General features: G+C 70.5%; 20 protein-coding genes. 14 read left to right on the top strand and 6 right to left on the bottom strand.

The window, feature by feature from the left end; all coding sequences use genetic code 11:
* The first annotated feature begins 118 nt into the window (after positions 1-118).
* The 7 genes from OG470_RS29820 (at position 119) to pdxY (ending at position 8600) form a co-directional block, all read left to right on the top strand.
* Positions 119-1165, top strand: coding sequence for an iron-siderophore ABC transporter substrate-binding protein (locus OG470_RS29820; protein WP_328417624.1), 1047 nt, complete (start codon positions 119-121; stop codon positions 1163-1165).
* Entirely contained in the window at positions 1162-2205 is a 1044-nt protein-coding gene (locus OG470_RS29815) for a FecCD family ABC transporter permease (protein WP_328417622.1), read from the top strand. The genes OG470_RS29820 and OG470_RS29815 overlap by 4 nt, the downstream gene beginning before the upstream one ends.
* Positions 2202-3236 (top strand): FecCD family ABC transporter permease, encoded by a 1035-nt coding sequence (locus tag OG470_RS29810; RefSeq protein ID WP_328417620.1) that lies wholly within the window; start codon positions 2202-2204, stop codon positions 3234-3236. Before OG470_RS29815 ends, OG470_RS29810 begins: the two co-directional genes overlap by 4 nt.
* Positions 3233-4081: an ABC transporter ATP-binding protein gene (locus OG470_RS29805; protein WP_442931000.1), complete on the top strand. Its 849-nt coding sequence runs from the start codon at positions 3233-3235 to the stop codon at positions 4079-4081. Before OG470_RS29810 ends, OG470_RS29805 begins: the two co-directional genes overlap by 4 nt.
* A 5-nt stretch (positions 4082-4086) precedes the next feature.
* On the top strand, positions 4087-5793 hold the full coding sequence (locus OG470_RS29800) for an ABC transporter ATP-binding protein (protein ID WP_328417616.1): 1707 nt from the start codon (positions 4087-4089) through the stop codon (positions 5791-5793).
* Between the two features lie 14 nt (positions 5794-5807).
* On the top strand, positions 5808-7640 hold the full coding sequence (locus tag OG470_RS29795) for an ABC transporter ATP-binding protein (RefSeq protein WP_328426680.1): 1833 nt from the start codon (positions 5808-5810) through the stop codon (positions 7638-7640).
* A 108-nt stretch (positions 7641-7748) separates the two neighbouring features.
* Positions 7749-8600: a pyridoxal kinase PdxY gene (gene pdxY, locus OG470_RS29790; protein ID WP_328417614.1), complete on the top strand. Its 852-nt coding sequence runs from the start codon at positions 7749-7751 to the stop codon at positions 8598-8600.
* 48 nt (positions 8601-8648) lie between these two features.
* Here pdxY and OG470_RS29785 read toward each other — a convergent pair whose 3' ends face one another.
* Positions 8649-9674, bottom strand: a complete 1026-nt coding sequence (locus OG470_RS29785) for a polysaccharide deacetylase family protein (protein ID WP_328417612.1) — start codon at positions 9672-9674, stop codon at positions 8649-8651.
* A gap of 560 nt (positions 9675-10234) precedes the next feature.
* Here OG470_RS29785 and OG470_RS29780 point away from each other — a divergent pair.
* Both OG470_RS29780 and OG470_RS29775 read left to right on the top strand, forming a co-directional pair.
* Positions 10235-11233, top strand: coding sequence for a glycoside hydrolase family 11 protein (locus tag OG470_RS29780; protein ID WP_328417610.1), 999 nt, complete (start codon positions 10235-10237; stop codon positions 11231-11233).
* A gap of 281 nt (positions 11234-11514) precedes the next feature.
* Positions 11515-11907, top strand: a complete 393-nt coding sequence (locus tag OG470_RS29775) for a hypothetical protein (protein WP_328417608.1) — start codon at positions 11515-11517, stop codon at positions 11905-11907.
* A 64-nt stretch (positions 11908-11971) separates the two neighbouring features.
* On the opposite strand, the gene OG470_RS29770 is transcribed toward OG470_RS29775, so the two are convergent.
* On the bottom strand, positions 11972-12304 hold the full coding sequence (locus OG470_RS29770; protein ID WP_328417606.1) for a putative quinol monooxygenase: 333 nt from the start codon (positions 12302-12304) through the stop codon (positions 11972-11974).
* A gap of 354 nt (positions 12305-12658) precedes the next feature.
* Here OG470_RS29770 and OG470_RS29765 point away from each other — a divergent pair, with 354 nt between their 5' ends.
* Together OG470_RS29765 and OG470_RS29760 are read left to right on the top strand one after the other, a co-directional pair.
* A complete protein-coding gene (locus OG470_RS29765; protein ID WP_328417604.1) occupies positions 12659-12955 on the top strand; it encodes a DUF1540 domain-containing protein in 297 nt (98 codons plus the stop codon).
* A 162-nt stretch (positions 12956-13117) separates the two neighbouring features.
* Positions 13118-14056, top strand: coding sequence for a DUF2470 domain-containing protein (locus OG470_RS29760; RefSeq protein ID WP_328426678.1), 939 nt, complete (start codon positions 13118-13120; stop codon positions 14054-14056).
* Between the two features lie 132 nt (positions 14057-14188).
* Here OG470_RS29760 and OG470_RS29755 read toward each other — a convergent pair whose 3' ends face one another.
* The gene (locus OG470_RS29755; protein ID WP_328417602.1) at positions 14189-15115 is read right to left on the bottom strand and encodes an acetamidase/formamidase family protein; all 927 of its coding nucleotides are present in this window, start codon (positions 15113-15115) and stop codon (positions 14189-14191) included.
* Between the two features lie 116 nt (positions 15116-15231).
* Here OG470_RS29755 and OG470_RS29750 point away from each other — a divergent pair, with 116 nt between their 5' ends.
* A complete protein-coding gene (locus OG470_RS29750) occupies positions 15232-17538 on the top strand; it encodes an LLM class flavin-dependent oxidoreductase (RefSeq protein WP_328417600.1) in 2307 nt (768 codons plus the stop codon).
* A gap of 61 nt (positions 17539-17599) precedes the next feature.
* Here OG470_RS29750 and OG470_RS29745 read toward each other — a convergent pair whose 3' ends face one another.
* Positions 17600-18127 carry a MarR family winged helix-turn-helix transcriptional regulator gene (locus OG470_RS29745; protein WP_328417598.1) on the bottom strand — a complete coding sequence of 176 codons (528 nt, stop codon included), beginning with the start codon at positions 18125-18127 and terminating at the stop codon, positions 17600-17602.
* Positions 18128-18324: 197 nt separating this feature from the next.
* Here OG470_RS29745 and OG470_RS29740 point away from each other — a divergent pair, with 197 nt between their 5' ends.
* Positions 18325-20700: an acylase gene (locus tag OG470_RS29740; RefSeq protein WP_328417596.1), complete on the top strand. Its 2376-nt coding sequence runs from the start codon at positions 18325-18327 to the stop codon at positions 20698-20700.
* A 110-nt stretch (positions 20701-20810) separates the two neighbouring features.
* Here OG470_RS29740 and OG470_RS29735 read toward each other — a convergent pair whose 3' ends face one another.
* Entirely contained in the window at positions 20811-21626 is an 816-nt protein-coding gene (locus OG470_RS29735; RefSeq protein WP_328417594.1) for a methyltransferase domain-containing protein, read from the bottom strand.
* Between the two features lie 33 nt (positions 21627-21659).
* Positions 21660-22049 (bottom strand): ATP-binding cassette domain-containing protein, encoded by a 390-nt coding sequence (locus OG470_RS29730; RefSeq protein ID WP_328417592.1) that lies wholly within the window; start codon positions 22047-22049, stop codon positions 21660-21662.
* Between the two features lie 2 nt (positions 22050-22051).
* Here OG470_RS29730 and OG470_RS29725 point away from each other — a divergent pair, with 2 nt between their 5' ends.
* Positions 22052-22522, top strand: a complete 471-nt coding sequence (locus OG470_RS29725; RefSeq protein WP_328417590.1) for an amidohydrolase family protein — start codon at positions 22052-22054, stop codon at positions 22520-22522.
* The last annotated feature ends 17 nt before the right edge of the window (positions 22523-22539 follow it).

Genomic DNA, 22539 nt, shown 5'->3' with positions numbered 1-22539 from the left:
GCGCTCGGAGAACCCCCATCGCCCTGGTCTGCTCACTCCCGCTGTGGCCGACTGGGTCGCAGGGGTTGATCACGAAGGGCTCTCATATTGGTGTGTTAGCTTAGCCTCCCCTTACCTAGTGCTGGAGTTCAGAACCATGCGCCAAAACCGCTTCCTCACCGGGGTCGTCGCCCTGGCCGCAACGTTGGCGCTCGCCGCCTGCGGCGGATCATCAAAGGACGAGGACGCCGCCGCCGGCAGCAGCACCGCAGCGTTCCCGATCACGATCAAGCACGCGCTCGGCACGACGACCATCAAGGAGAAGCCGAAGCGGGTCGCAACCGTGGCCTGGGCGAATCACGAGGTTCCGCTTGCCCTCGGCATCGTTCCCGTGGGAATGGCGAAGGCCAACTTCGGCGACGACGACGGCGACGGCATCCTGCCGTGGGTGGCCGAGAAGCTCAAGTCGCTCGGCGGGACCGCACCGGTGCTGTTCGACGAGAACGACGGCATCAACTTCGAGGCGGTCGCGGACACCCAGCCCGACGTCATCCTTGCCGCCTACTCGGGCCTGACGGCGCAGGAGTACGAGACCCTGAGCAAGATCGCTCCGGTCGTCGCCTACCCCGAGGGGCCCTGGGCCACGGCGTGGCGCGACACCATCAAGCTGGAGAGCCAGGCCCTCGGCCTGGCGAAGGAGGGCGACGCGCTCATCGCCGACTTCGAGAAGCAGATGACCGACGCCACCGCGAAGTACCCGCAGCTGGCGGGCAAGTCGGCGATGTTCATGACGCACGTCGACCCGACCGACCTGAGCAAGATCGGCTTCTACACGACGCACGACACCCGGGCCCAGTTCTTCGCCGACCTCGGCCTGAAGGTGCCGGGCAGCATCGCCACGCTCTCCGCCGGCACGGACAAGTTCAGCCTGAACCAGAGCGCCGAGCAGATCCAGGTCTTCAACGACGTAGACGTCATCGTCGCCTACGGTGACGACAAGCTCCTCGCCGCCGCGCAAGCCGACCCGCTGCTGTCGAAGATCCCCGCGATCAAGCGCGGCTCGGTGGTCATGCTCTCCGGCACCACTCCGCTGGGCACCGCGGCGAACCCGACCCCGCTGGCCATCCCGTTCGTGCTGAACGACTACGTCGCCATGCTCGCCAAGGCTGCCGACAAGGTGTCATGACCCAGCTCGACTCGCGTGCCCTGCCGGACGTCGCCGTGGTGCGGCGTCCGGCACGGGTACGCCTGCTGTGGTTTCTCGTCGCGGCCGCGGTGCTGCTGGCGCTCATGGCGGCATCGGTCGCGCTGGGTTCCCGCAACGTCGGCTGGTCCGACATCCTCGCCGCGTTCCAGGGCGTGGACGAGACCATGGAACAGGCCGCCGTCACCAAACGGATCCCGCGGACCCTGCTCGCCGTGATCGTCGGCGCGGCGCTCGGCCTGGCCGGGGCGGTGATGCAGGGCGTGACCCGCAACCCGCTGGCCGACCCCGGAATCCTGGGCGTGAACATGGGGGCGTCGCTCGCCGTCGTCACCGGAATGGTCATGTTCGGCCTCTCCTCGCCGACCAGCTACCTCTGGGTGGCGATCCTCGGCGCCGGCCTCGCGGCTGTCTTCGTGTACGCCGTCGGCTCCCTGGGACGCGGTGGCGCGACGCCGCTCAAGCTCGCGCTCGCGGGCGCTGCCACGTCCGCCGCGCTCGCGTCGCTGATCAGCGCCTTCGTGCTGCCCCGCAACGACGTCGCCGGCAACTTCCGTTCCTGGCAGATCGGCGGGGTCGGCGGTGCCACCTACGACAGCATCCGGCAGGCCCTGCCGTTCCTCGCCGTGGGTCTGGTGATCTGCCTCCTGTCGGGCCGGGCCCTGAACTCGCTCGCGCTCGGTGACGACCTCGCGGCGGGGCTCGGCGAGCGGGTCGCCGTGGTGTGGGGCGTCGCGGGTGCCGGTTCCGTGCTGCTGTGCGGCGCCGCCACGGCGGTCGCCGGCCCCATCGGGTTCGTCGGCCTGGTCGTCCCGCACGTGTGCCGCCTCCTCATCGGGCTCGACCACCGGTGGCTGCTGCCGTTCTCCGCGCTCCTCGGCGCGTCGTTGCTGACCGCAGCCGACGTCGTCGGACGGGTGGTGGCACGCCCAGCGGAGATCGATGTGGGCATCGTGACGGCGCTGATCGGCGCCCCGTTCTTCATCTACATCGTCCGTCGGCAGAAGGTGCGCGAGCTGTGAGCACTGCGACTCTCGAGGCCGTCACCCACGGCCGGGTCCGCCGTACGCGTCGACGGCGCGGCGTGCTCATCGTGCTGGCCGTCCTCGTCGTCGCGGCGTTCGCCGTCTCGTTGATGGCGGGACGCACCTTCTATCCGCCAGCCGACGTCCTGGCGGTGATTGCCGGCGAGGACGTCCCCGGGGCCTCCTTCACGGTGGGCACGCTCCGCCTGCCGCGGGCGGTCCTCGCGATCCTGGCAGGGGCCTGTTTCGGGATCGGCGGTGTCACCTTCCAGACGATGCTGCGCAACCCGCTCGCCAGCCCCGACCTCATCGGCATCAGCTCCGGCGCGAGCGCTGCAGCCGCCTTCGCGATCGTGACGCTGCACCTCGGTGAGGCCGGCGTGTCCGCCTTCGCGATCGTCGCCGGGCTGGCCGTGGCGCTGGTCATCTACCTCCTGTCGTTCAAGGACGGCGTCGCCGGCACCCGCCTCGTCCTGATCGGCATCGGCATGGCCGCCATGCTCGACAGCCTGACTGCGTACGTCCTGACCCAGGCCGCCGAATGGGACCTGCAGGAGGCCCTGCGCTGGCTGACCGGCAGCCTCAACGGCGCCACCTGGGAGGAGGCCGTTCCGGTGGCCATCGCCGTGGCCGCCCTGGTACCGGTACTGCTGAGCCAGGCCCGCAACCTCGCCATGATGCAGCTGGGCGACGACACCGCGGCGGCGCTCGGGGTCCGCCTCGAACGCACCCGGATCCTGGTCATCATCGCGGCCGTCGGTCTGATCGCCTTCGCCACCGCGGCGACCGGGCCGATCGCCTTCGTGGCATTCCTCTCCGGGCCAATCGCCGCCCGGATCATCGGACCGGCCGGGTCGCTGCTGCTGCCGTCCGCCCTGGTCGGCGCCCTCCTGGTGCTGGTAGCGGACTTCGTCGGCCAGTTCGCCTTCGACACGCGCTACCCCGTGGGTGTCGTCACCGGCGTGCTCGGCGCGCCCTACCTCATCTACCTGCTCATCCGTACGAACCGCGCGGGAGGCTCGCTGTGACCACCACTCATACGCTCGCGGTCGAGAGTCTGATGCTCGGCTACAAGGACCGCGTCGTCATCGAGTCGCTCGACCTCGTCGTGCCGCCCGGAAAGATCACGGCGATCGTCGGCGCCAACGCGTGCGGCAAGTCGACCCTGCTGCGATCGATGTCACGCCTCCTCGCGCCCCGCGCCGGCCACGTCCTGCTCGACGGCAAGCAGGTGCACCGGCTGCCGGCCAAGCAACTGGCCCGTACCCTCGGCCTGCTTCCCCAGTCACCGACGGCGCCGGAAGGGATCACCGTGGCCGACCTCGTCGGGCGCGGGCGCAATCCGCATCAGCGCGTACTCTCGCGCTGGAGCAGGGAGGACGACGCCGCCGTGGCGGCGGCCCTGGACGCGACACAGACGGCTGACCTCGCGGACCGCGCGGTCGACGAGCTCTCCGGCGGCCAGCGGCAGCGGGTCTGGATCGCCATGGCCCTGGCCCAGCAGACGGACCTGTTGCTGCTCGACGAGCCGACGACATTCCTCGACGTCAGCCATCAGGTTGAAGTCCTCGACCTGCTCACCGACCTCAACCTGACGCGCGGAACGACGATCGTCATGGTGCTGCACGACCTCAACCTGGCCGCCCGGTACGCGGACCACCTCATCGCGCTGGCCGCCAGTAAGCTGCACGCCGCGGGAGAGCCGGCGCAGGTCCTGACGCAGGAGTGCGTCCGCGCCGTGTTCGGCCTCGAAAGCCAGGTCATCATCGATCCGACGTCGGAGAAGCCGCTGATGCTGCCGATCGGCCGCCATCACGTCATCCCGTCAGCCGGCCGGCCGGCTGACGCCCTCGCCCCGCTCGCCGGGTCCTGACCCTCATGGCAGGCGACGACATCAGCAGTGGCGTGCTGCTGCGCCGCGTCCTGCGCCGCCAGCGCGGCCGGGTGGTGGCGGGCACCGCGCTGCTCTGCACCCACCAGGCCACCGAGGCACTCGTCCCGGTCGCCATCGGCGTGATCATCGACCGCGCGGTCGCCACCGGGGATGTGCGCGCGCTGGTGCTCTCGCTTGCCGGTCTTGCCGTCCTCTTCACCGTTCTCGCCTTCGCCTACCGATCCGGCGCCCGCCTGTCATACGCTGCCCTGGAGAAGGAGGCACACGCCGTACGGGTCGAGATCGCCAGGAGTGCCCTGGACCCGCGCGGACACCGCTCCGGCATGCGGGACGGGGATCTGCTGGCGGTCACCGCCTCCGACGCCGAGTTGTCCGCGCTCGTGGTGCGGGTCGCGGGGCTCTCCGCCGCGGCGATCACCGCCCTCGTGGTCGCGGCCGTCGCGCTGCTCATCGTCGACGTTCCGCTCGGGCTCGGGGTGCTCATCGGCGTACCTCTGGTGGTCTTCGCCCTGCAGCGGATGGCGCCGTTGCTCACCCGGCGCAGCGCATCGCAGCAGGAGGCTCTCGCTGCCACGACGTCGCTCGCCGTCGACCTCGTCACCGGTCTACGCGTGCTGCGCGGCATCGGCGCACAACACCACGCCGCACGTCAGTACGCGGCCGCCAGCCGTCACGCCCTCGACGTCACCTTGCGTGCCGCCACCACGAAGGGCCTGCACCTCGGGCTCACCACCACGGTCAACGGACTCTTCCTCGCGACGGTCGCCGGCGTCGCCGGCTGGCTCGCGCTGCAGGGCCGGCTCACCATTGGCGAGCTCGTCGCCGTCGTCGGGCTGGCCCAGTTCATCGCCGAGCCCGTGCAGACGCTCGGGTACTGCGTGCAGGTGTTCGCCATGGCGCGCGCGTCGGCGGGCCGGGTCGCCCGGATACTCGGTGCCGCGCCGCTCATCCGGCCGGGTACCGCCGGGACGCCTGCTCCGAGCCCGTCGCGGCTCGCCCTCGACAAGGTCGGGTACGCCGGGCTCGACGGAGTCTGCGTACAGGTCAACGCCGGTGAGGTCCTGGGCGTGCTCGCCTACGACCCGAGCGAGGCCGAGGCGCTGGTCGCGCTGCTGTCCGGCCGGGTGCCCCGGGAGGACTACCAGGGAACGCTGTACGTCGACGGCGTGCCCGCCGAGGAGCTGCACATCGACGCCCTGCGCAGCACAGTCCTGGTCGAGCAGCATGACGTAGCGTTGTTCGAAGGGACGCTGCGCGCCAATCTCGCCGCCGGTGCCAGCATCGACGAGACCGTCCTGCACGCCGCGGTGCGGGCCGCGGCGGCCGAGGACGTGCTGGCGGCGCACCCGCACGGCATCGACCGCGTGCTCACCGAGCGAGGGGCGAACCTGTCCGGCGGGCAGCGACAGCGGATCGGGCTCGCCAGGGCACTCGTCGCCGACCCGCCGGTGCTGGTGCTGCACAACCCCACCACGGCGGTCGACGCCGTGACCGAGGTGCTGCTCGCCGAGGGATTGGCCTCCGCTCGCGGAGCGGCGGCCCGGGGCACCGTGCTCATCACCAACAGTCCAGCCCTGCTGCGGATCACGCACCGGGTGGCCGTGATCGACCGTGGGCGGGTCATCGCCGAGGGCTCGCACGACCAGCTGCTCGCCAGCGACGCCCGCTACCGGGAGGAGGTCCTGCGGTGACCGATGAGCCGACCATGATTGGTGCCGAATCCCGGCAACTGCTGCCGACGGCCACCGCCCGGCAGACCTGGGCCGCCCTCCGCGCCGAGTTCGCCCGGCTGCCCGGGCTCAGCGCCGTCGCCGTGACGCTGCTGGTCGCCGCGGCCGCGACCGGGCTCGTCGCCCCCTGGGTGCTCGGCCGGCTCGTCGACGACGTCATGGCCGGGTCCGACACGGCACGGATCGTGGCCTGGGCCGGTGTGATCGCGGGCGCCGCGGTGCTCGCCGGCCTGCTCACCGCGGCCGGGGCCGCGGTCGCCGCTCGCCTCGGCGAGACCGTGCTCGCGCGGCTGCGGGAGCGGGTCCTCGACCGCGCCCTGCACCTACCATCCGCCACGCTGGAGCGTGCCGGGACCGGGGACCTGATAGCACGCGCCGGCGACGACGTGGCCGTGGTGACGAATGTGATCGCCACCAGCGGCCCTGCCTTTCTCGGCGCGCTCCTGTCCATCGTGCTGACCGCGGCAGGGCTCTTCGTCCTCGACTGGCGGCTCGGCCTCGCCGGGCTGGCCGCAGCCCCGGCGTACGCGTTGGCGCTGCGCTGGTACCTGAAGCGGTCGGTTCCGTACTACGCCCGCGAGCGAGTGGCGACCGGCGAGCGAGCACAGGCGATGGCCGGGGCACTTCGCGGCGCGGCGACCGTGCGCGCGTACCGGATGGAAGACGCCCACGTCGCTCGCATCGCCGATCGCTCTGCCACTGCCCGCGACCTGTCGCTGGAGATCTTTGGCCTGCACACGCGATTCGGGCTGCGGATCAACCGGTCGGAGTTCGTGGGGCTCGCCGCCGTGCTGCTCGCCGGCTTCCTGCTGGTTCGCGACGACCTGTCCACCGTGGGAGCGGCCACCACTGCCGCGCTCTACTTCCACCGTCTGTTCAACCCGATCGGCCTGCTGCTGCTCGAGTCCGATTCGGTGCTGCAGGCCGGGGCAAGCCTCGCCCGGCTCGTCGGCGTCACGTCACTGCCCGACTCCGCCTCCCCCGAGGGCTCCGTGCCCGCTCGCCCAGGACCGTCCGCGACGGCGGGGACGGGGGAGCCTGAGCCTGCGGCGCTGGAGGTGGTCATCGCGCGGCACTGCTACGACGACGGACCCGTCGTGTTGCAGGACATCGCCCTGCGTCTCGCGCCCGGGGAACGTGTCGCTCTCGTCGGAGCGAGCGGAGCGGGCAAGAGCACGCTCGCCAGCATCACCGCCGGAATCATCGCGCCCGCCGACGGGTCGGTGTGCCTGCGGGGCGTACCGCTGGCGCACCTGGGCGAGCATCGCGTTCGTCGGGAGATCGCCCTGATCAGCCAGGAGGTGCACGTCTTCGCCGGGCCGCTCCGAGATGACCTGCGCCTCGCCGACCCGGACGCCACCGACGCCGAGATGACCGCCGCCCTCGACCTCGTCGGCGCCACCGCCTGGCTGCGTACCCTGCCGGACGGCCTCGCCACCAGCGTGGGGGAGGGCGGGCGGCACCTCACCGCCGCCCAGGCCCAGCAGCTCGCCCTCGCTCGCCTCGTCCTCGCCGACCCCTTCGTCGCGATCCTCGACGAGGCCACCGCGGAGGCCGGCAGCGCGGGCGCGCGGGACCTCGACCGTGCGGCAGCGGCGGCCACCGAGGGCCGTACCACGCTGATCGTCGCCCACCGCCTCAGCCAGGCGGCCACCGCGGACCGCGTCGTTGTCCTGGAGCACGGGCGCGTCGCCGAGCAGGGCACGCACGACCAGTTGCTGGAGGCCGGGGGAGGGTACAGCCGGCTGTGGCGTTCCTGGAGCACGCCCGATCTCGCGGTGCCGTCCTCGTCCGGCCCGCTCGTCTGACTCGATTCGCCGAGCTGTCCCGGCCCGGGCACACGGACCGGAGTGGGTCACCCGACAGAAACGGCGGGCCGGACGTGCGGCATCAGCGGGAACCGCCATGATGAGCCGGTGAAGATCCTGTCCATCCAGTCGTCGGTCGCCTACGGCTACGTCGGCAATTCGGCGGCCGTGTTCCCCCTTCAGCGGCTCGGCCACGAGGTCTGGCCGGTCCTGACGGTCCACTTCTCCAACCACACCGGGTACGGCGCATGGCGTGGGCCGATGCTGGCACCGGCCGACGTGGCCGAGGTGATTGCCGGCATCGCGGACCGCGGGGCCCTCGGCAGCGCCGACGCGGTGCTGTCGGGCTACCAGGGTGACCCGGCGATGGGTGCGGTGATCCTCGACGCGGTGGACAAGGTCAAAGCGGCCAACCCGGACGCGGTGTACTGCTGCGACCCGGTGATGGGCGATGCCGGCCGCGGGATGTTCGTCCGGGCAGGCATCCCGGAGTACCTGCGGGACGTCGTCGTCCCGCGCGCCGACATCATCACCCCGAACCAGTTCGAGCTGGACTTCCTCGCCGGCCGTACGACGAACTCGCTGGCCGACTTGTTGGACGCGGTCGACGTGGTGCGCGAGACGGGGCCGCGGCACGTCCTGGTCACCAGCGTGCTCCACGGCGACGTGCCGGTGGGCTCGCTGGAGGTGGTGGCCGTCTCGGACGAAGGCGCCTGGGCGGTGACCACGCCCCTGCTGCCGATCAACCCGAACGGCGGGGGTGATGTCACCGCAGCGCTGTACCTGGCGCATCTGCGGACGACGGGCTCACCCGCGACGGCGCTGGAACGCACCATCGCCTCCGTCTTCGCCGTCCTCGAGGCGACCCTCGCGGCGGGCACCCGGGAGATCCAGCTGATCGCGGCCCAGGACGCGATCGCCGAGCCGCCAGCCCGGTTCACCGCCCGACGGCTACGCTGACGCGCCTCGTCCGGAGCAGCAGCCGTACCTGCCGCGACCCCGCCTCTGTCAGCCGGCGGTGCAGGAGCGGATCTGCGGTCGGGCGCTGCTGTTGCCGTTGAACATCGTGGTGAAGCCGAAGGTGTTACCGCTGCCGTTGGACCGCATGGTCAGGACGTTGCCGCTGCCGTCCCAGCTGGCGCTGCCGTTCCAGGTGGTGGAGATCCTCTGCGGTGCGGTGGTGGCCACGACCACGGTCCAGGTGTTGGCGCCGCTGACCGTCACCGAGGTGTTGTACCGGTCGCCCCAGACGTTGGTGGTCGTCGCCGTCGCGGTGCAGCTTCCGCCTGTGGGTGGCGGGGTGCCACCGCCAGGCGGCGGGTTCGTGCCGTCGGGCGCGACCGCGCGGCCGGTCGACGGCGAGATCATGCCGGGGCACAGGTTGCGGCTGGTGAGGTTGGCGATGATCTGTGGGATCGCGTCGCGGGTGTTCTGGATCCCGTCGTGCATGAGGATGACCTGGCCGGCCTGGAGACGGCCGGCGTTGGACACGATCTGGCCGACGCTGGCGCCGTTCCAGTCCTGAGAATCCACGTCCCAGATCACCTGCCGCATGCCGAGTGACGAGGCGACGGACTGGAGGGTGGAGTTGGTCTCGCCGTACGGCGGCCGGAACAGCTGCGGCCGGCTGCCCGTGGCCGACTGGATCGCCGAGCTCGTCTGGGACAGGTCGGACTGCATCTGCGCCTGACTCATCGACGTCATGTGGGCGTGGTTCCAACTGTGGTTGCCGACCCACATGCCGGCGGCCACCTGCGCCTGCGCCGCCGCCCGGTTGTTCTGGACGTTCTGCCCGACGTTGAACATCGTGGCCCGTACGCCGTTGTTGCGCAGCACGGTCAGCAGGGCGCTGGTGCTGCCGGTCGGACCGTCGTCGAAGGTGAGCCCAACGTAGCCGTTGCAGGCGGCGGCGCTCGACGGGGTCGCGGTGGCCGCGATGACGACGCCGCACATCGCGATGGCGGTGGCCAGCACGGACAGCGCCGCGCGTAGTCGCCCCGACCGGATGACCGTGCCAGCGGAGACATTGCTCATCTGGTGCCCCTTCTACCGGGCCCGGACGCGCTCCGGTGTGTGGGCAGCACGGTCCGGACCTGTGGGTGTGAGCGGAGAGGTCAACCGAAACCGAAGCGGAGCGGATCGCATCGACCTTGATGGATCGGAGTATTGCAGCGAGAATTCAAGCACGTCAACAACTTCCGGAAAGTACCGGCCGTCGCCGAATCAGATCTTGATCGCCTGGGCCGCAGCTTCGGTCATCGACTTAAGACGATCTTTCGGCCTTGTCGCTGCTCAGGGGAAACGGTGTACCAAGGTCAAGTGGGGCCCTGATTGGTTTTCGCAATGTTTCCGGAAGACGTTGACATCCAGGCTGAGTCGTATCAATACTCTCGCCATCGACAGACCTCGACCGATGTCGATCCAGGACACGTCCCGCGCCCTGGTCCTCCGGTCGCCGACGGCAGGGCGACCGGCCAACCCCCACCGCGTTGTGAGACGTCGAAGCCCGGTGGCCGTCACCGCCGAGCGCCGAGCGCCTTGCCGGGTCGCACCACGCTGTCTGGCCGCCCTGCCAGCCTTCACGAGGAGGAAGCATGCACCTGAACGACGCCCCCACCCACCCGAAAGGCCGGATCCGCGGCCGCATCAGGCTGTTCGTCGGCGGTGCCTGCGCCCTGGTGCTGGTCGCGGCCTCGGCGGTCCTGTCCGGCCCGGCTCAGGCGGCCGTGACCTCGAATCAGACCGGCACCAACAACGGTTACTTCTATTCGTTCTGGACCGACAGTCCCGGGTCGGTCTCCATGGAGTTGGGAGCCGGGGGGAACTACAGCACCTCCTGGCAGAACACCGGGAATTTCGTCGCCGGTAAGGGCTGGAGCACCGGCGGGCGCAGGAGCGTGAGCTACTCGGGCAGTTTCAATCCGTCCGGCAACGCGTATCTGACCCTCTACGGGTGGACGGGAAACCCGCTCATCGAGTACTACGTCGTCGACAACTGGGGCACCTACCGGCCCACCGGCACCTACAAGGGCACGGTGACCAGTGATGGCGGCACGTACGACATCTATCAGACGCAGCGGGTCAACCAGCCCTCCATCGAGGGCATCAGGACCTTCTACCAGTACTGGAGTGTGCGGCAGTCAAAGAGGACAGGCGGAACCATCACCTCGGGCAACCACTTTGATGCCTGGGCCCGCAATGGAATGAACCTGGGCAGTCATGACTACATGATTCTCGCCACCGAGGGATACCAGAGCAGCGGGAACTCCAACATCACGCTGGGCGGCTCCGGCGGCGGTAACCCGACCACCCCGCCGCCCGGCGGGGGTGGCTGCAGCGCGTCGCTCTCCGCCGGCCAGCAGTGGAGCGACCGGTACAACCTCAACGTCTCGGTCTCCGGCTCCAGCAACTGGACCGTGACGATGAACGTCCCGTCCCCGGCGAAGATTCTCTCCACCTGGAACATCAGCGCCAGCTATCCCAGCGCCCAGGTACTGACCGCCAGGCCCAACGGCAACGGCAACAATTTCGGTGTCACCATCCAGGCCAACGGCAACTGGACCTGGCCGACGGTCTCCTGTAGCGCGAGCTGACCCGAGTCCACGCCTTCCGGCGCGGCGGCCGATCGGCCGCCGCGCCGGAGTACCGCCGGCCGGTGGTCAGCGGCGAGGAGCGCCAGACGAGTCGGCCACGCTCGCGCGTCGATATCCCGTAGTCCAGGCGATCGCGGGTGTGCCACCAGCACCTGTAGGGGTGCGTCCTCGGGGTTGTCTCTGGGGGCGGCGCGGGGATCGCCCGGATGTGCCGGTGAACCGGGTGGGGTGACGATCGGCTTGCCGATCGACACCGAGCGCCCTGAGGGAGAGTGTTCGCGATGGCTGATTCCCTGCTACGCCCCGCACAGCAACGTTCGCCCCGGTTGGCGCCGGCCGGGCTTGCCGCAGTTCGGGTGCTGTTGTTCGTCCTGGTGGCCGAGCACGCATTCTCGCTGTTCACGCCGCCGTACGGAATCGGTGTTCCGCAAGCGTTCCACCTCAGCTTCGGGCTTTTCTACGCGTGGCTGGCGGTCAAGCTCTTCAGCGGCCGCCCCTGGACCCGGGTGCTCGTCACGGTGCTGCTCGCGATCCAGTTCGTCGGGCGGTTCTTCGTCTTCGCGTTCATCGACAATCCGTGGATCAGGCTTCTGCTGATCATGGGCGCGGTCGTGACGATCGTCGTGGTCTGGATGTTGTGGTTCGTCCGCCCGGTGCGCGCGTTCTTCCGGTGAAGTACGCCGGCGGGGCGTGCCGGGTCGATGCCGTTGCCATCCCGGCGCGCCTGCGCCAGCGCGGTCAGCGCCCCTCGGGCACGGCCATCTCGCCGAGCAGCGACCAGTCCTGCTGCGGCACAGTGGCGTTCACGATGCGGGGCGTCTCGGCCAGGTGCGGCGGCAGGGTCTCCTGCGCCGTGCGGAAATGGGCGGACTGCACGTGTGCCCCGCCGGCCTCGTCGTCGCGAAACGCCTCGACCAGCACGTACTCGGTCGGGTCGTCCAGGCTGCGGGACCAGTCGAACCACAGGCAACCCGGCTCGGCCCGGGTCGCCTCGGTGAAGTCGGCGGCGATCTGCGGCCACCGGTCAGCGTGCTCGGGCAGGACGCGGAACTTGGCGGTAATGAAGATCATGGTGTCCAGGCTACCCAGATCCCGCGTTCTCCAGCAGCGCCCATATCCACCCTCGTCCTACACCGTGTGGAGACCAGCCACTACGCATGATGAAAAAGGCTCTTCGATTCGGCAGGTAAAGCAAGACTGGCCTAACAAAGGTAAGGCTAATCTTTCTTGTTCACGACCCAGGGCGGAAACTGCGACAAGTCTGCTGTCACCGGCGTTCGCCGCTAGAGTGGTGATTGCTATTCAGATTTAAATGCAGGATGGCTGGTAACGGGTTTGCCCTCCATCTGAGCGGCAAATATTGACGGCAGATCCACACGCCGGGTGGACGCGCCCCGCCGCCTGGGCCGGACAAAGGGAGACACCATGAAAACGTTGCTGCAGTCACCTCCGGTACGCGAATGCGCCGCCACGACCTGTAGCTTCAACGACAGCGGCTGCCACGCTCCGGCGATCACCGTGGCCTCGACGGGGGACGCCGCATCGTGTGCGACGTTTGTCGAGTCGTCGGTGGCCGGAGGGATCGCGGAGGTCACCGGTGCGGTTGGCGCGTGCGCGCGTTCCGAGTGTGTCTACAACACCAACCTCGCCTGCACCGCCGAGTCCATCACTGTCGGTCCGGGCGCCACCGCGAGTGACTGCCTCACCTACCAGCCCGCGTGAGAGTCACCAGGTGCCGCCCTACCGGGTGACGGCGCCTCGGACTCGGTGCCGTGCCGCCTTGCGGCGGTACGACACCACCTCACTTGGCAAGGTAAGCCTTGCCTACTAAAGTCATGCCCCTAGGTCGAGTTCGTCTTCACTTCATGGCCGAGGGGGCCCGACATCGTGTTCCATCCCGCCGGGCATCGAGCGGAGCTGGCTGATGCCGCTCCCGGCTCCGACGCGACGGCAGAGGCGCCAGCGGCGGGAGTACGCGCCGTAGCGACCGGTTTGACCAGCGTGACGGTGCGCTCCGCCCTGTCCGCCACGGCGTCACTACGGCTCCGGCTCGGCGACACCGCCATAGATCTCATCGAAGAGCACGCCGTACTGCCCGACGGCACGGTGGTTCTCGCGGTCGATGCGATGACCCAGGCCGGCGGCCTGTTGGTCGCCGCCCGAGGTCGACCGGGGGCAGTCCGGCTCGACGTGACGCAGCTCATTCCGGTTGCCGTCCGGTCCCGGGTGCGGGCCAGGGTGTGGGTGTTGGGTACCGCCCGCCGGTTCGACCCGGCCAGCCTGGACTCGTGCGACGACGACACCGTCCTGTCCCTGCTCGACCTGCCTCCCGTCGCGCTGTGGGCGGTCGAACCGGTCGAGGTCGGCCTCATCCATGACGGCGACGAAACGACGGTGAGCGTCAGCGCCTATCGTGCCGCCCTGCCGGACCCGCTCGCGACCGTCGAGGCCGCATACCTGCAGCACCTCGTCCAGCGGCACGGCGACGTTCTCGACCAGCTCGCGATGCTGGTCGACCCTGCGGTGACCGCCAGGTCGACTCGGGTCGTACCGGTCGCCGTCGACGCCGACGGCATGGTGCTCCGCGTCGAGGCAGCGGACGGATACACCGACGCCCGGCTGCCGTTCCCCATCCGGGCCCCCGGGCACGCCGGCCTCGCCGAGGGACTGCGGATGTTGCTTGCCGAGGCGGCACGGCCTGGCTCCGGCCGCCCGCCTCGCGCCGCGGCTGTCGCGGCGCGGCCTCCGGCGATCGCCTGCGATCTACCAGGGGCGTTGTGCGGCATTCCGTCAGTGACGAAGCACGCGACGCCGGAGCAGTAACTGCGCGGTGGCCGCCGCCGACCTGGCCACCGAGATGCAGCGGATCCGGTGGCTGGCGTACGCGATCCTGGACGGCGGCCCGCACTGACGGGATCATCGAGGCGCTGACAGCGCCGACGTGGTCGCGCCGGCTCAGCGCAGCGCGTCGTGGCGGAGCACCGCGTGCGCGCCGACGGTCTGGTTGACGATCTGCGTCACCCGTACGTCGACCGCGACGCTGGCCAGCGCCACCGCGTCCGGACGACTGATGCCGTGCAGCCGTTGCATCAGGGTCAGCATCGAGTCCAGGGCCATGAACGTGGCGTCGTCGAGGGACGCGCCGACGCCAAGGGTCAGCCAGGCGTCCGCAGTGCGCGCCACCGGGCCGGTGACCGGGAAGTCGTCGCGGACGTCGACGGTCAGCGTCACCTCGTCCATCGGGCACTCGATCGCGGTACCGCCGACCTCTCCGTCCCCCTGCGCGGCGTGCCCGTCTCCGACCGAGAACAGCGCCCCGTCGACCGGGATCGGCAGCAGCAGGGTGCTGCCGGCGGTCAGATCCTTGCAGTCCAGGTTGCCGCCGTGGGGTCGCGGCGGCACCGTCGAGTGCTGCCCCGGCTCGGCCGGCGGCATGCCGAGCACCCCCATGAAGGGACGCAGCGCGATGGTGTGGCCGTGCTGGTTGCGGCCGGTCATCGTCACCGGGTCCAGTGCCCAGGCGTGCACCACGCCGTCCGTCTCGACGCCGTACCGCTCGTTGAAGTTGCTCGGCCAGCCGCCGGCCACAGTGGTCCCCCAGGTGGCCGGGACGATCGCGTCGATGCGTACCTCGAGGGTCTGGCCGGCGCGTGCACCGCGGACCGCAACCGGACCGATCAGCGCGTGTCCGTGGTCGGGCTGGTACTGCGGGGCCCGGGGCCGTTCCCGGTTCTTCCCGCCCGGGTACGGGCCGGCCGACCACCAGCAGTCCAGGGTGCGGTAGGTGACGGTGTCGCCCGGCTCGATGGTGAGCACCGGCGGGAAGTCGGGGGAGAAGTGGCCGTGCAGGGTCTCGTCGCCCGGGGTGAGGGTGTGTCGCATCTGCGCAGGCTAGTTGCTGCCGTGACATCGCCGCGAGGGTAGGGAATACGTTGTCCAGCATATGAGTTGTTGACCAACAGATACCCGAGCGATGGTGAGATTGGTGGCAACCGGACATGCCTGATTACGGACACGAACTCCTGTTCGGGACGTTTGTCACGCCGAGCGCGGACGACCCGGATCGGGTGGTGACGCTGGCCGAACTGACCGAGACGGTCGGATTGGATCTCGCCACCTTCCAGGACCATCCGTACAACGCCGAGTTCCTCGACACCTGGACCCTGTTGAGCTGGGTCGCCGCCCGCACGGAGCGGCTCAAGGTCTCGGCGAACGTCCTGAACCTGCCGCTGCGTCCGCCGGCCGTCCTGGCCCGGGCCGCGGCGAGCCTGGACCGGCTGTCGCACGGCCGGTTCGAACTCGGCCTCGGCGCTGGCGCGTTCTGGGACGGCGTCGAGGGCATGGGTGGCCGTCGGTTGACCGCGGGGCAGGGCGTCACCGCGCTGCGGGAGTCGATCGACGTCCTGCGCGGCGTCTGGGACGACGCCGACTCCGGACCGCTGCGGAGGGAAGGGAAGTACTACCCGATCCCGGGCATGCAGCGCGGCCCGGTGCCGGCTCATGCGATCGACATCTGGCTCGGCGCCTACCAGCCACGCATGCTGGCGTTGACCGGCCAGACGGCCAACGGCTGGTTGCCGACCCTGGAGTACCTCCGGTCGCCGGACCGGTTCACCGCCAACCGCCTCATCGACGAGGCGGCGGTCGAGGCCGGACGGGACCCGCGCCAGATCCGTCGGCTGCTCAACCTCTTCACGGTCGACGTGTCGTCGCGTAACCGCGGCTTCCTCCAGGGACCGGCCGAGCAATGGGTCGACCAGCTCCTCCCGCTGGTGCTGGAGGAAGGGTTCAGCGCCTTCCTGATCGGCCGCGACGATCCACGCCTCATCCAGACCTTCGGGCAGGAGATCGCTCCCGCGCTGCGGGAGGCCGTGGCCAGGGAGCGCCCGGGGATCGCGGCCGCGACCGGCCCGGTCCGGTCCGCCGTCACCCTGGCGAAGCGCCAGCCCGGCATCGACTACGACGCGCTGCCCGCGTCGTTGGCCACCCGGTCCGTCGAGCCTGGCGACCCGGAGTACGAGCGGGTGCGGCACAGCTACAGCTGGCAGGGATCACCGGCCCTGGTGATCCGTCCGCAGGGCGCCGCCGAAGTGGTCGACGCGGTCGCCTATGCACGGACGCAGAGTGCTCCGATCTCCGTACGCAGTGGCGGGCACGGCATCAGTGGCCGATCGACGAACGACGGCGGAGTCGTCATCGACCTGTCCACGATGAACAAGGTCGAGGTGCTCGACCGGGCCACCCGCCGGATCCGCCTGGAGCCGGGAGCCCGCTGGGGCCACGTCGCCCGGGCGCTCGCCCCGTACGGCCTGGCGATGAGCTCGGGAGACTACGGTGACGTGGGCGTCGGTGGCCTGGCCACCACCGCCGGTATCGGATATCTGGTCCGCAGGTACGGCCTCACCATCGACCACATCGTCGCCGCGGAGATCGTCACCGCGGACGGCAGCCTGCTCCGCGTCGACGAGCACCATCACCCCGACCTGTTCTGGGCGATCCGTGGCGCCGGCGGCAACTTCGGCGTCGTCACCGCCCTCGAACTGGAGGCGTACGAGGTCGACAACGTCGCCTACGCCCAGCTCGTCGTCGATGCGACCGACACCGCCGGCCTGCTCCGTCGTTGGGGCCAGCTCGTCGAGGACGCGCCGCGGGAGATCACCAGCTTCCTCTCCCTGTTCCCCGCCCGCCGTGGCAACTCCGCTGCGGCCCAGGTCACCCTCGTCTACGCCGGAGACGACGTCGAAGCGGCGCAGGCCGCCCTGAGCCCGTTCCTCGAGATCGGGCCGATCCTCGACCAGCAGGCTCAGCTCGTGCCGTACCCGGCGATCGTCGCACCGCCCGGTAACCAGCATCGGGGCCAGGGACTGTCCGACAGCCACAGTGGCCTGCTGCATCACATCACCCCGCAGGCGGCGGACGTCATGGCCGCCATGATCCGCTCGGGTGACGTGATGATCATGCAGTTCCGTTCCGTCGGGGGAGCGGTCAACGACATCGCCCGCGAGGCGACCGCCTACGCACACCGGGACCAGAACTTCTCGGTGCTCGCCGCCACCGTCGCGGACCGCAGGTCCCAACTCGACAAGCTCTGGGCTGACCTGTACGAGCACCTCGACGGCATGTACCTCAGCTTCGAGTCCGACACCAGTCCGGAACGGCTCCTGGACGCCTTTCCCGAGCCGACCCTCAGCCGGTTGCGCGCCATCAAGGCGACGTACGACCCGGACAACATCTTCAACCGCAACTTCCCCATTCCACCGGCGGGTGCCCGGCGGACCGAAGAGGAGATCGACGATGCCGACTGAGACCACCGGGCCGCCGCCAGTTCGGGACGGCAAACGGTCGTCGCGCCTGGTCGGGTCTGAGTCAGCGGGTGGGCTGATCCTCCGGGCGAAGGACGTCCGTCACCGCGGCGCAGGGGTCGGTGCCGGGTGCGGCGGTGTGGATCGCCTCGGCGGCGCGTTCGGCGAAGTCGCGGAAGGTGGCCCGCTGCTCCTCGGGCAGCCCGGCCAGCACGTGGTCCTCGGCGTGCGCGACCCGCTGCTCGGCGTCGGCGAGCGTCTCCCGCCCACGCTCGGTGGCCACGATGCGCCGGGCACGCCGGTCGCGCGGGTCCAACTGCCGCTCGATGAGGCCGGCGTTCTCCAGGTCATCGATCACGTACGTTAGGACGCTGCGGTCGATCACCAGGCGCGACGCCAGGGCCGCCTGGGTCGGGACCTCTTCGTGTACGACCACGGCCAGGATGTGATACCCGCGGCTGCCGTGCGGCAGATCCTTCAGCGCCTCCTCGACGTACTCGTGCCAGCGCCGCAGCACCATGCCGAGAGACCAGCCGAAGTTCGAACCTCGCTCGCGGTCGGCGGGCAGCTCGCACGGGTCGGTGGTGGACACACAACCCACCGTAGCAGGCATTATGTTGATCCATTTATCGGTTGTCGACCAACGTATCTGTTCGACCGCTGACCGCGCCGGGGCGGTCGATCGGCGCGCCGGGGTGTACGGGGCGGCACGGCAGCGACGAGAATGCCGACCAACGTGAATGTCTCTCTGACGACGGCGTCTGGGGGACGTGACGGGGGGAGGATGCGATGAAAACAGCAACACGCCTCGGCGCGGCGGTGACCGCTCTGGGCCTGGTCATAGTGGGGCTGAGCGCGCCACCGGCCGGCGCGCACCAGCGTGATCGCGGCTATTCGGCCGAGATCCGCCGCGCGTCCTACGGCGTGCCGCACATCACCGCCACGAGCTACGCCAACCTCGGCTTCGGCGTCGGATACGTGCAGGCGGAGGACAATCTCTGCGTCATCGCCGAGAAGGTGGTGACAGTCAACGCCGAGCGCTCCCGCTACTTCGGCGCGACCGGCCCGACCGACGCCAACGTGCGCAGCGACCTGTTCTTCCGCAAGGCCATCGACGACCGGACGGTGCAACGCCTGCTCGACGGCCGCCGCGACGGCATCCACTCACCGTCCAACGACGTCCGCGACCAGATCCGCGGCTTCGTCGCCGGCTACAACTCCTACCTGCGCCGCACCGGCGCGACGAAGCTCACCGACCCGGCGTGCCGGGCCAAGCCCTGGGTGCGCCCGCTGACCGAGCTGGACATCTGGCGCACCACCTGGGCCAGCATGATCCGGGCCGGCTCGCGGGCGCTGCTCGACGGGATCGTCGCCGCCGCCCCGCCCACCGCCACCGGCCCGGCCGCCGCGCAGGACGCGCCCGGCGCGGCAGCCGTGCTCGCCGCCCGCGACGGCGCCCCCGCCGGGGTGGGCAGCAACGCGTACGGGCTCGGCGAGGCGGCGACCGCCAATCGGGGCGGCATGGTGCTGGCCAACCCGCACTTCCCGTGGGACGGCGCGGAACGCTTCTACCGGATGCACCTCAAGGTTCCCGGCCGCTACGACGTCGAGGGCGCCGCCCTGATCGGCGATCCGATTGTCGAGATCGGCCACAACCGCACCCTCGCCTGGAGCCACACCGTCTCCACCGCACGCCGGTTCGTCTGGCACCGCCTCGCGCTGGTCCCCGGCGATCCCACCTCGTACTACCTGGACGGTCAGCCCCGGAAGATGACCACCCGTACCGTCACCGTCCAGGTGCCCGGCCCGAACGGCGGCACCGTGCCGGTCAGCCGGACCTTCCACGACACCCACTTCGGGCCGGTCGTGGTGGTGCCCGGCACCTTCGACTGGACCGCCGGGACCGCGTACGCCATCACCGACGCCAACGCCACCAACAACCGGGCCTTCGACGGCTGGCTGCAGATGGGCCGCGCCGAGACGGTCCGCGACCTGAATCGGGTGCTCGACCGCTACCAGTTCCTGCCCTGGGTCAACGTGATCGCCGCCGACGCCCGCGGCGAGGCGCTCTACGCCGACCACTCCGTGGTGCCCCGGGTGACCGACGCCCTCGCCGCCGCCTGCATTCCAGCGCCGTTCCAGCCGCTCTACGCCAGCAGCGGCCAGGCCGTCCTGGACGGCTCCCGATCGGCCTGCGCGCTCGGCGCCGACCCGGACGCCGCCGTGCCCGGCATCCTCGGCCCGGCGAATCTGCCGGTCAGCATCCGCGCCGACTACGTCACCAACTCCAACGACAGTTACTGGCTGGCCAACCCGAAGGCGCCACTGGAGGGCTTCTCGCGCATCATCGGCGACGAACGCACCCCGCGCAGCCTGCGTACCCGTCTCGGTTTGGATCAGGTGCAGCAGCGCCTCGCCGGCACCGACGGGCTGCCCGGCCGTGGGTTCACCGCCGACCGGCTGTGGCGGACCGTCTTCGGCAACCGGGTGTACGGCGGTGAACTGGTCCGCGACGACCTCGTCGCGCTCTGCACCGCCCAGCCCACCGGCACCGCCTCGAACGGCGCGAGCGTCGACCTGCGCGCCGCCTGCGCCGCACTGGCCCGCTGGGACCTGCACGTCGACCTGGACAGTCGCGGCGCGCACCTGTTCACCGAGTTCGTCCTGGCCAACGGGCTGCGCTTCGCCGACACCTTCGCCGTCACCGACCCGGTGCGCACGCCGCGCCGGCTGGACACGGCCAATCCGGCCGTGCGTACCGCGCTCGCCGACGCCGTGCAGCGGCTCGCCGGCATCCCGCTCGACGCCCGTCTCGGCACCGTCCAGACCGAGCCGCGCGGAGACCGGCGCATACCGATCCACGGTGGACGCGCCGAGGCTGGCATCTTCAACATGATCGTCAACAACCGGGTGCCCGGCGTCGGCTACCCGAAGGTGGTGCACGGCTCGTCCTTCGTGATGGCCGTCGAGCTGGGCCCGCACGGGCCGTCCGGGCGGCAGATCCTCACCTACTCCCAGTCGACCAACCCGAATTCCCCCTGGTACGGCGACCAGACGGCGCTCTACTCCGGGAAGGGCTGGGACACGATCAAGTACACCGAGGCGCAGATCAAGGCGGACCCGAGCCTGCGCACCTACCGGGTGGGGGAGGGCCGCCACCACTGACCCGCCGGTACGCGGACGGCCGGGCTCCCTGGGAGGGAGCCCGGCCGCTCTGCGATCCGGGCTGCGCCGTGCGGGTGCGCCTGCGGCGCCGCCGTACTCCGCGCGGTGGCCTACCTGCTCTCGCGGCCCGGTAGACGGCCCCGCGTCGACACGAAGTGGTACGACATGACGGCGAACCCGGGGTCGCGGACCAGCTTGCGGAAGGCCTGAAGCTGGTTGGCTGACAGCCCCGCCGCGAGCAGGTCGGGCTCCAACTGGCGGGAGTTGGTCTCGTAGAGCGACGTTCCCATCGAACCGCCGACCCAGCTCTGCGAGTGGGTGATGGTGTCGATGTCGGTCAGACCGGAGAGGGCCATCTCGGTGTGCACGTCCTGCGCCCACCCCAGGTCGGCTCCGTGGTCCTGCAGGATGCTCATCATGGCGTCCATCACCTGCGCGAAGAGCTTCGCGGCGTCGTCCGTCGGTGCGGTCAGCACCCGCAGCGGCGCGGTGCAGTCGAACTCCTCGACCACCAGCCACCCGCCGGGAGCCAACGCGCCGGCGAGCGTGCGGAGAACCCGTCGTCGGTCGGGCAGGTGCAACAGCACCAGCCGAGCGTGGATCAGCTCGAACGCGTCCCCGGGTGGCGGCTCGGTGCGCACGTCGTGCTGGCGTACGTGCAGGTTGCCCTCCGCCACGAGGTGTGTGGGGTCGATGTCCGTGGCCAGCACGTGACCGTCGTCGCCGACCGCCCGGGCGATCCGGCGGGCCATCGAGCCACCACCGGCCCCGACCTCCCAGCAGCTCGCCCCGAGTTGCAGTAGCGGGCGGGCCAGGCGGCGCGTCGTGATCGGATCCAGGAAGGACTCCAGCGCATGCATCTGTGGGACGGCGTCCGGTGAGCCGTTGTCAAAGGTGTACGCAGCATCGTTCGCAGCGGTTGCCATCGGTGTCTACCTCTCCGAGAGGGGTTGGCTCGTCTACGGGGTGTCGGCCCAGAGCCGAGGGTTTGGTCGGGCGGCGGGGGGCGGCGGGACGGCGGCGACGCTCAACATCGCCGCCAGCGGGGCCGGATCGGCGCGGGCCTCGATCGTGGGCCGGTCGTAGACCACCCGGCCGTACTCCAGGACCGCCACCCGGTCGGCGATCTCGATCGCGTGATGGATCTGCTGCTCGATGAGCAGCACGGTCAACCCGTCGGCGGCCAGGCCACTGATGAGTTCGCGGACCCGCACCGCCAGGTCGGGGGCGAGGCCCTCACACGGTTCGTCGAGCAGCAGCACCCGTGGCTGGCCGAGCAGCGCACGGGCGATCGCCAGCATCTGCTGCTCGCCGCCGGAGAGTTCGCAGCCGCGGTGCCGCAGCCGCACCCGTGCCGCTGCTGGCCCGGCTGGGTGTGACCGCCTCGATGCAGCCCACCCACTGCACCAGCGACATCCCGCTGACCAGCAGGATGCTCGCCGGGCGGGATCTGGCCTCGTACGCCTGGCGCAGCCTGTTGGACGCCGGCGCGACGGTGGCGTTCGGCTCGGACGCCCCGGTGGAGGACCCGGATCCGTTCTTCGGCATCCACGCCGCGGTTACCCGGCAGCAGCCCGACGGCACCCCACCCGGCGGCGTGGACCCGCACGAGCGGGTGGATCTCGACGCGGCACTGCACTGCTTCACGGAGGCCGGCGCGTACGCCTCCTACGAGGAGCACCTGAAGGGGCGGCTGACTCCCGGGATGCTCGCGGACTTCATCGCGCTGCGCACCGACCCGTACCGCGTGGAGCCGGCTGGCCTGCGCGACCTGAGGGTGGCGCTCACCGTGGTCGGTGGGATCGTGCGCTGGCAGCGCTGACCGCCGGCGCGGGCCAA

The organism is Micromonospora sp. NBC_00389 (assembly GCF_036059255.1).
Taxonomy (GTDB): domain Bacteria; phylum Actinomycetota; class Actinomycetes; order Mycobacteriales; family Micromonosporaceae; genus Micromonospora.
Note: the sequence above shows the minus strand (reverse complement) of the source record. Positions and strands in the feature narration are given on the sequence as shown.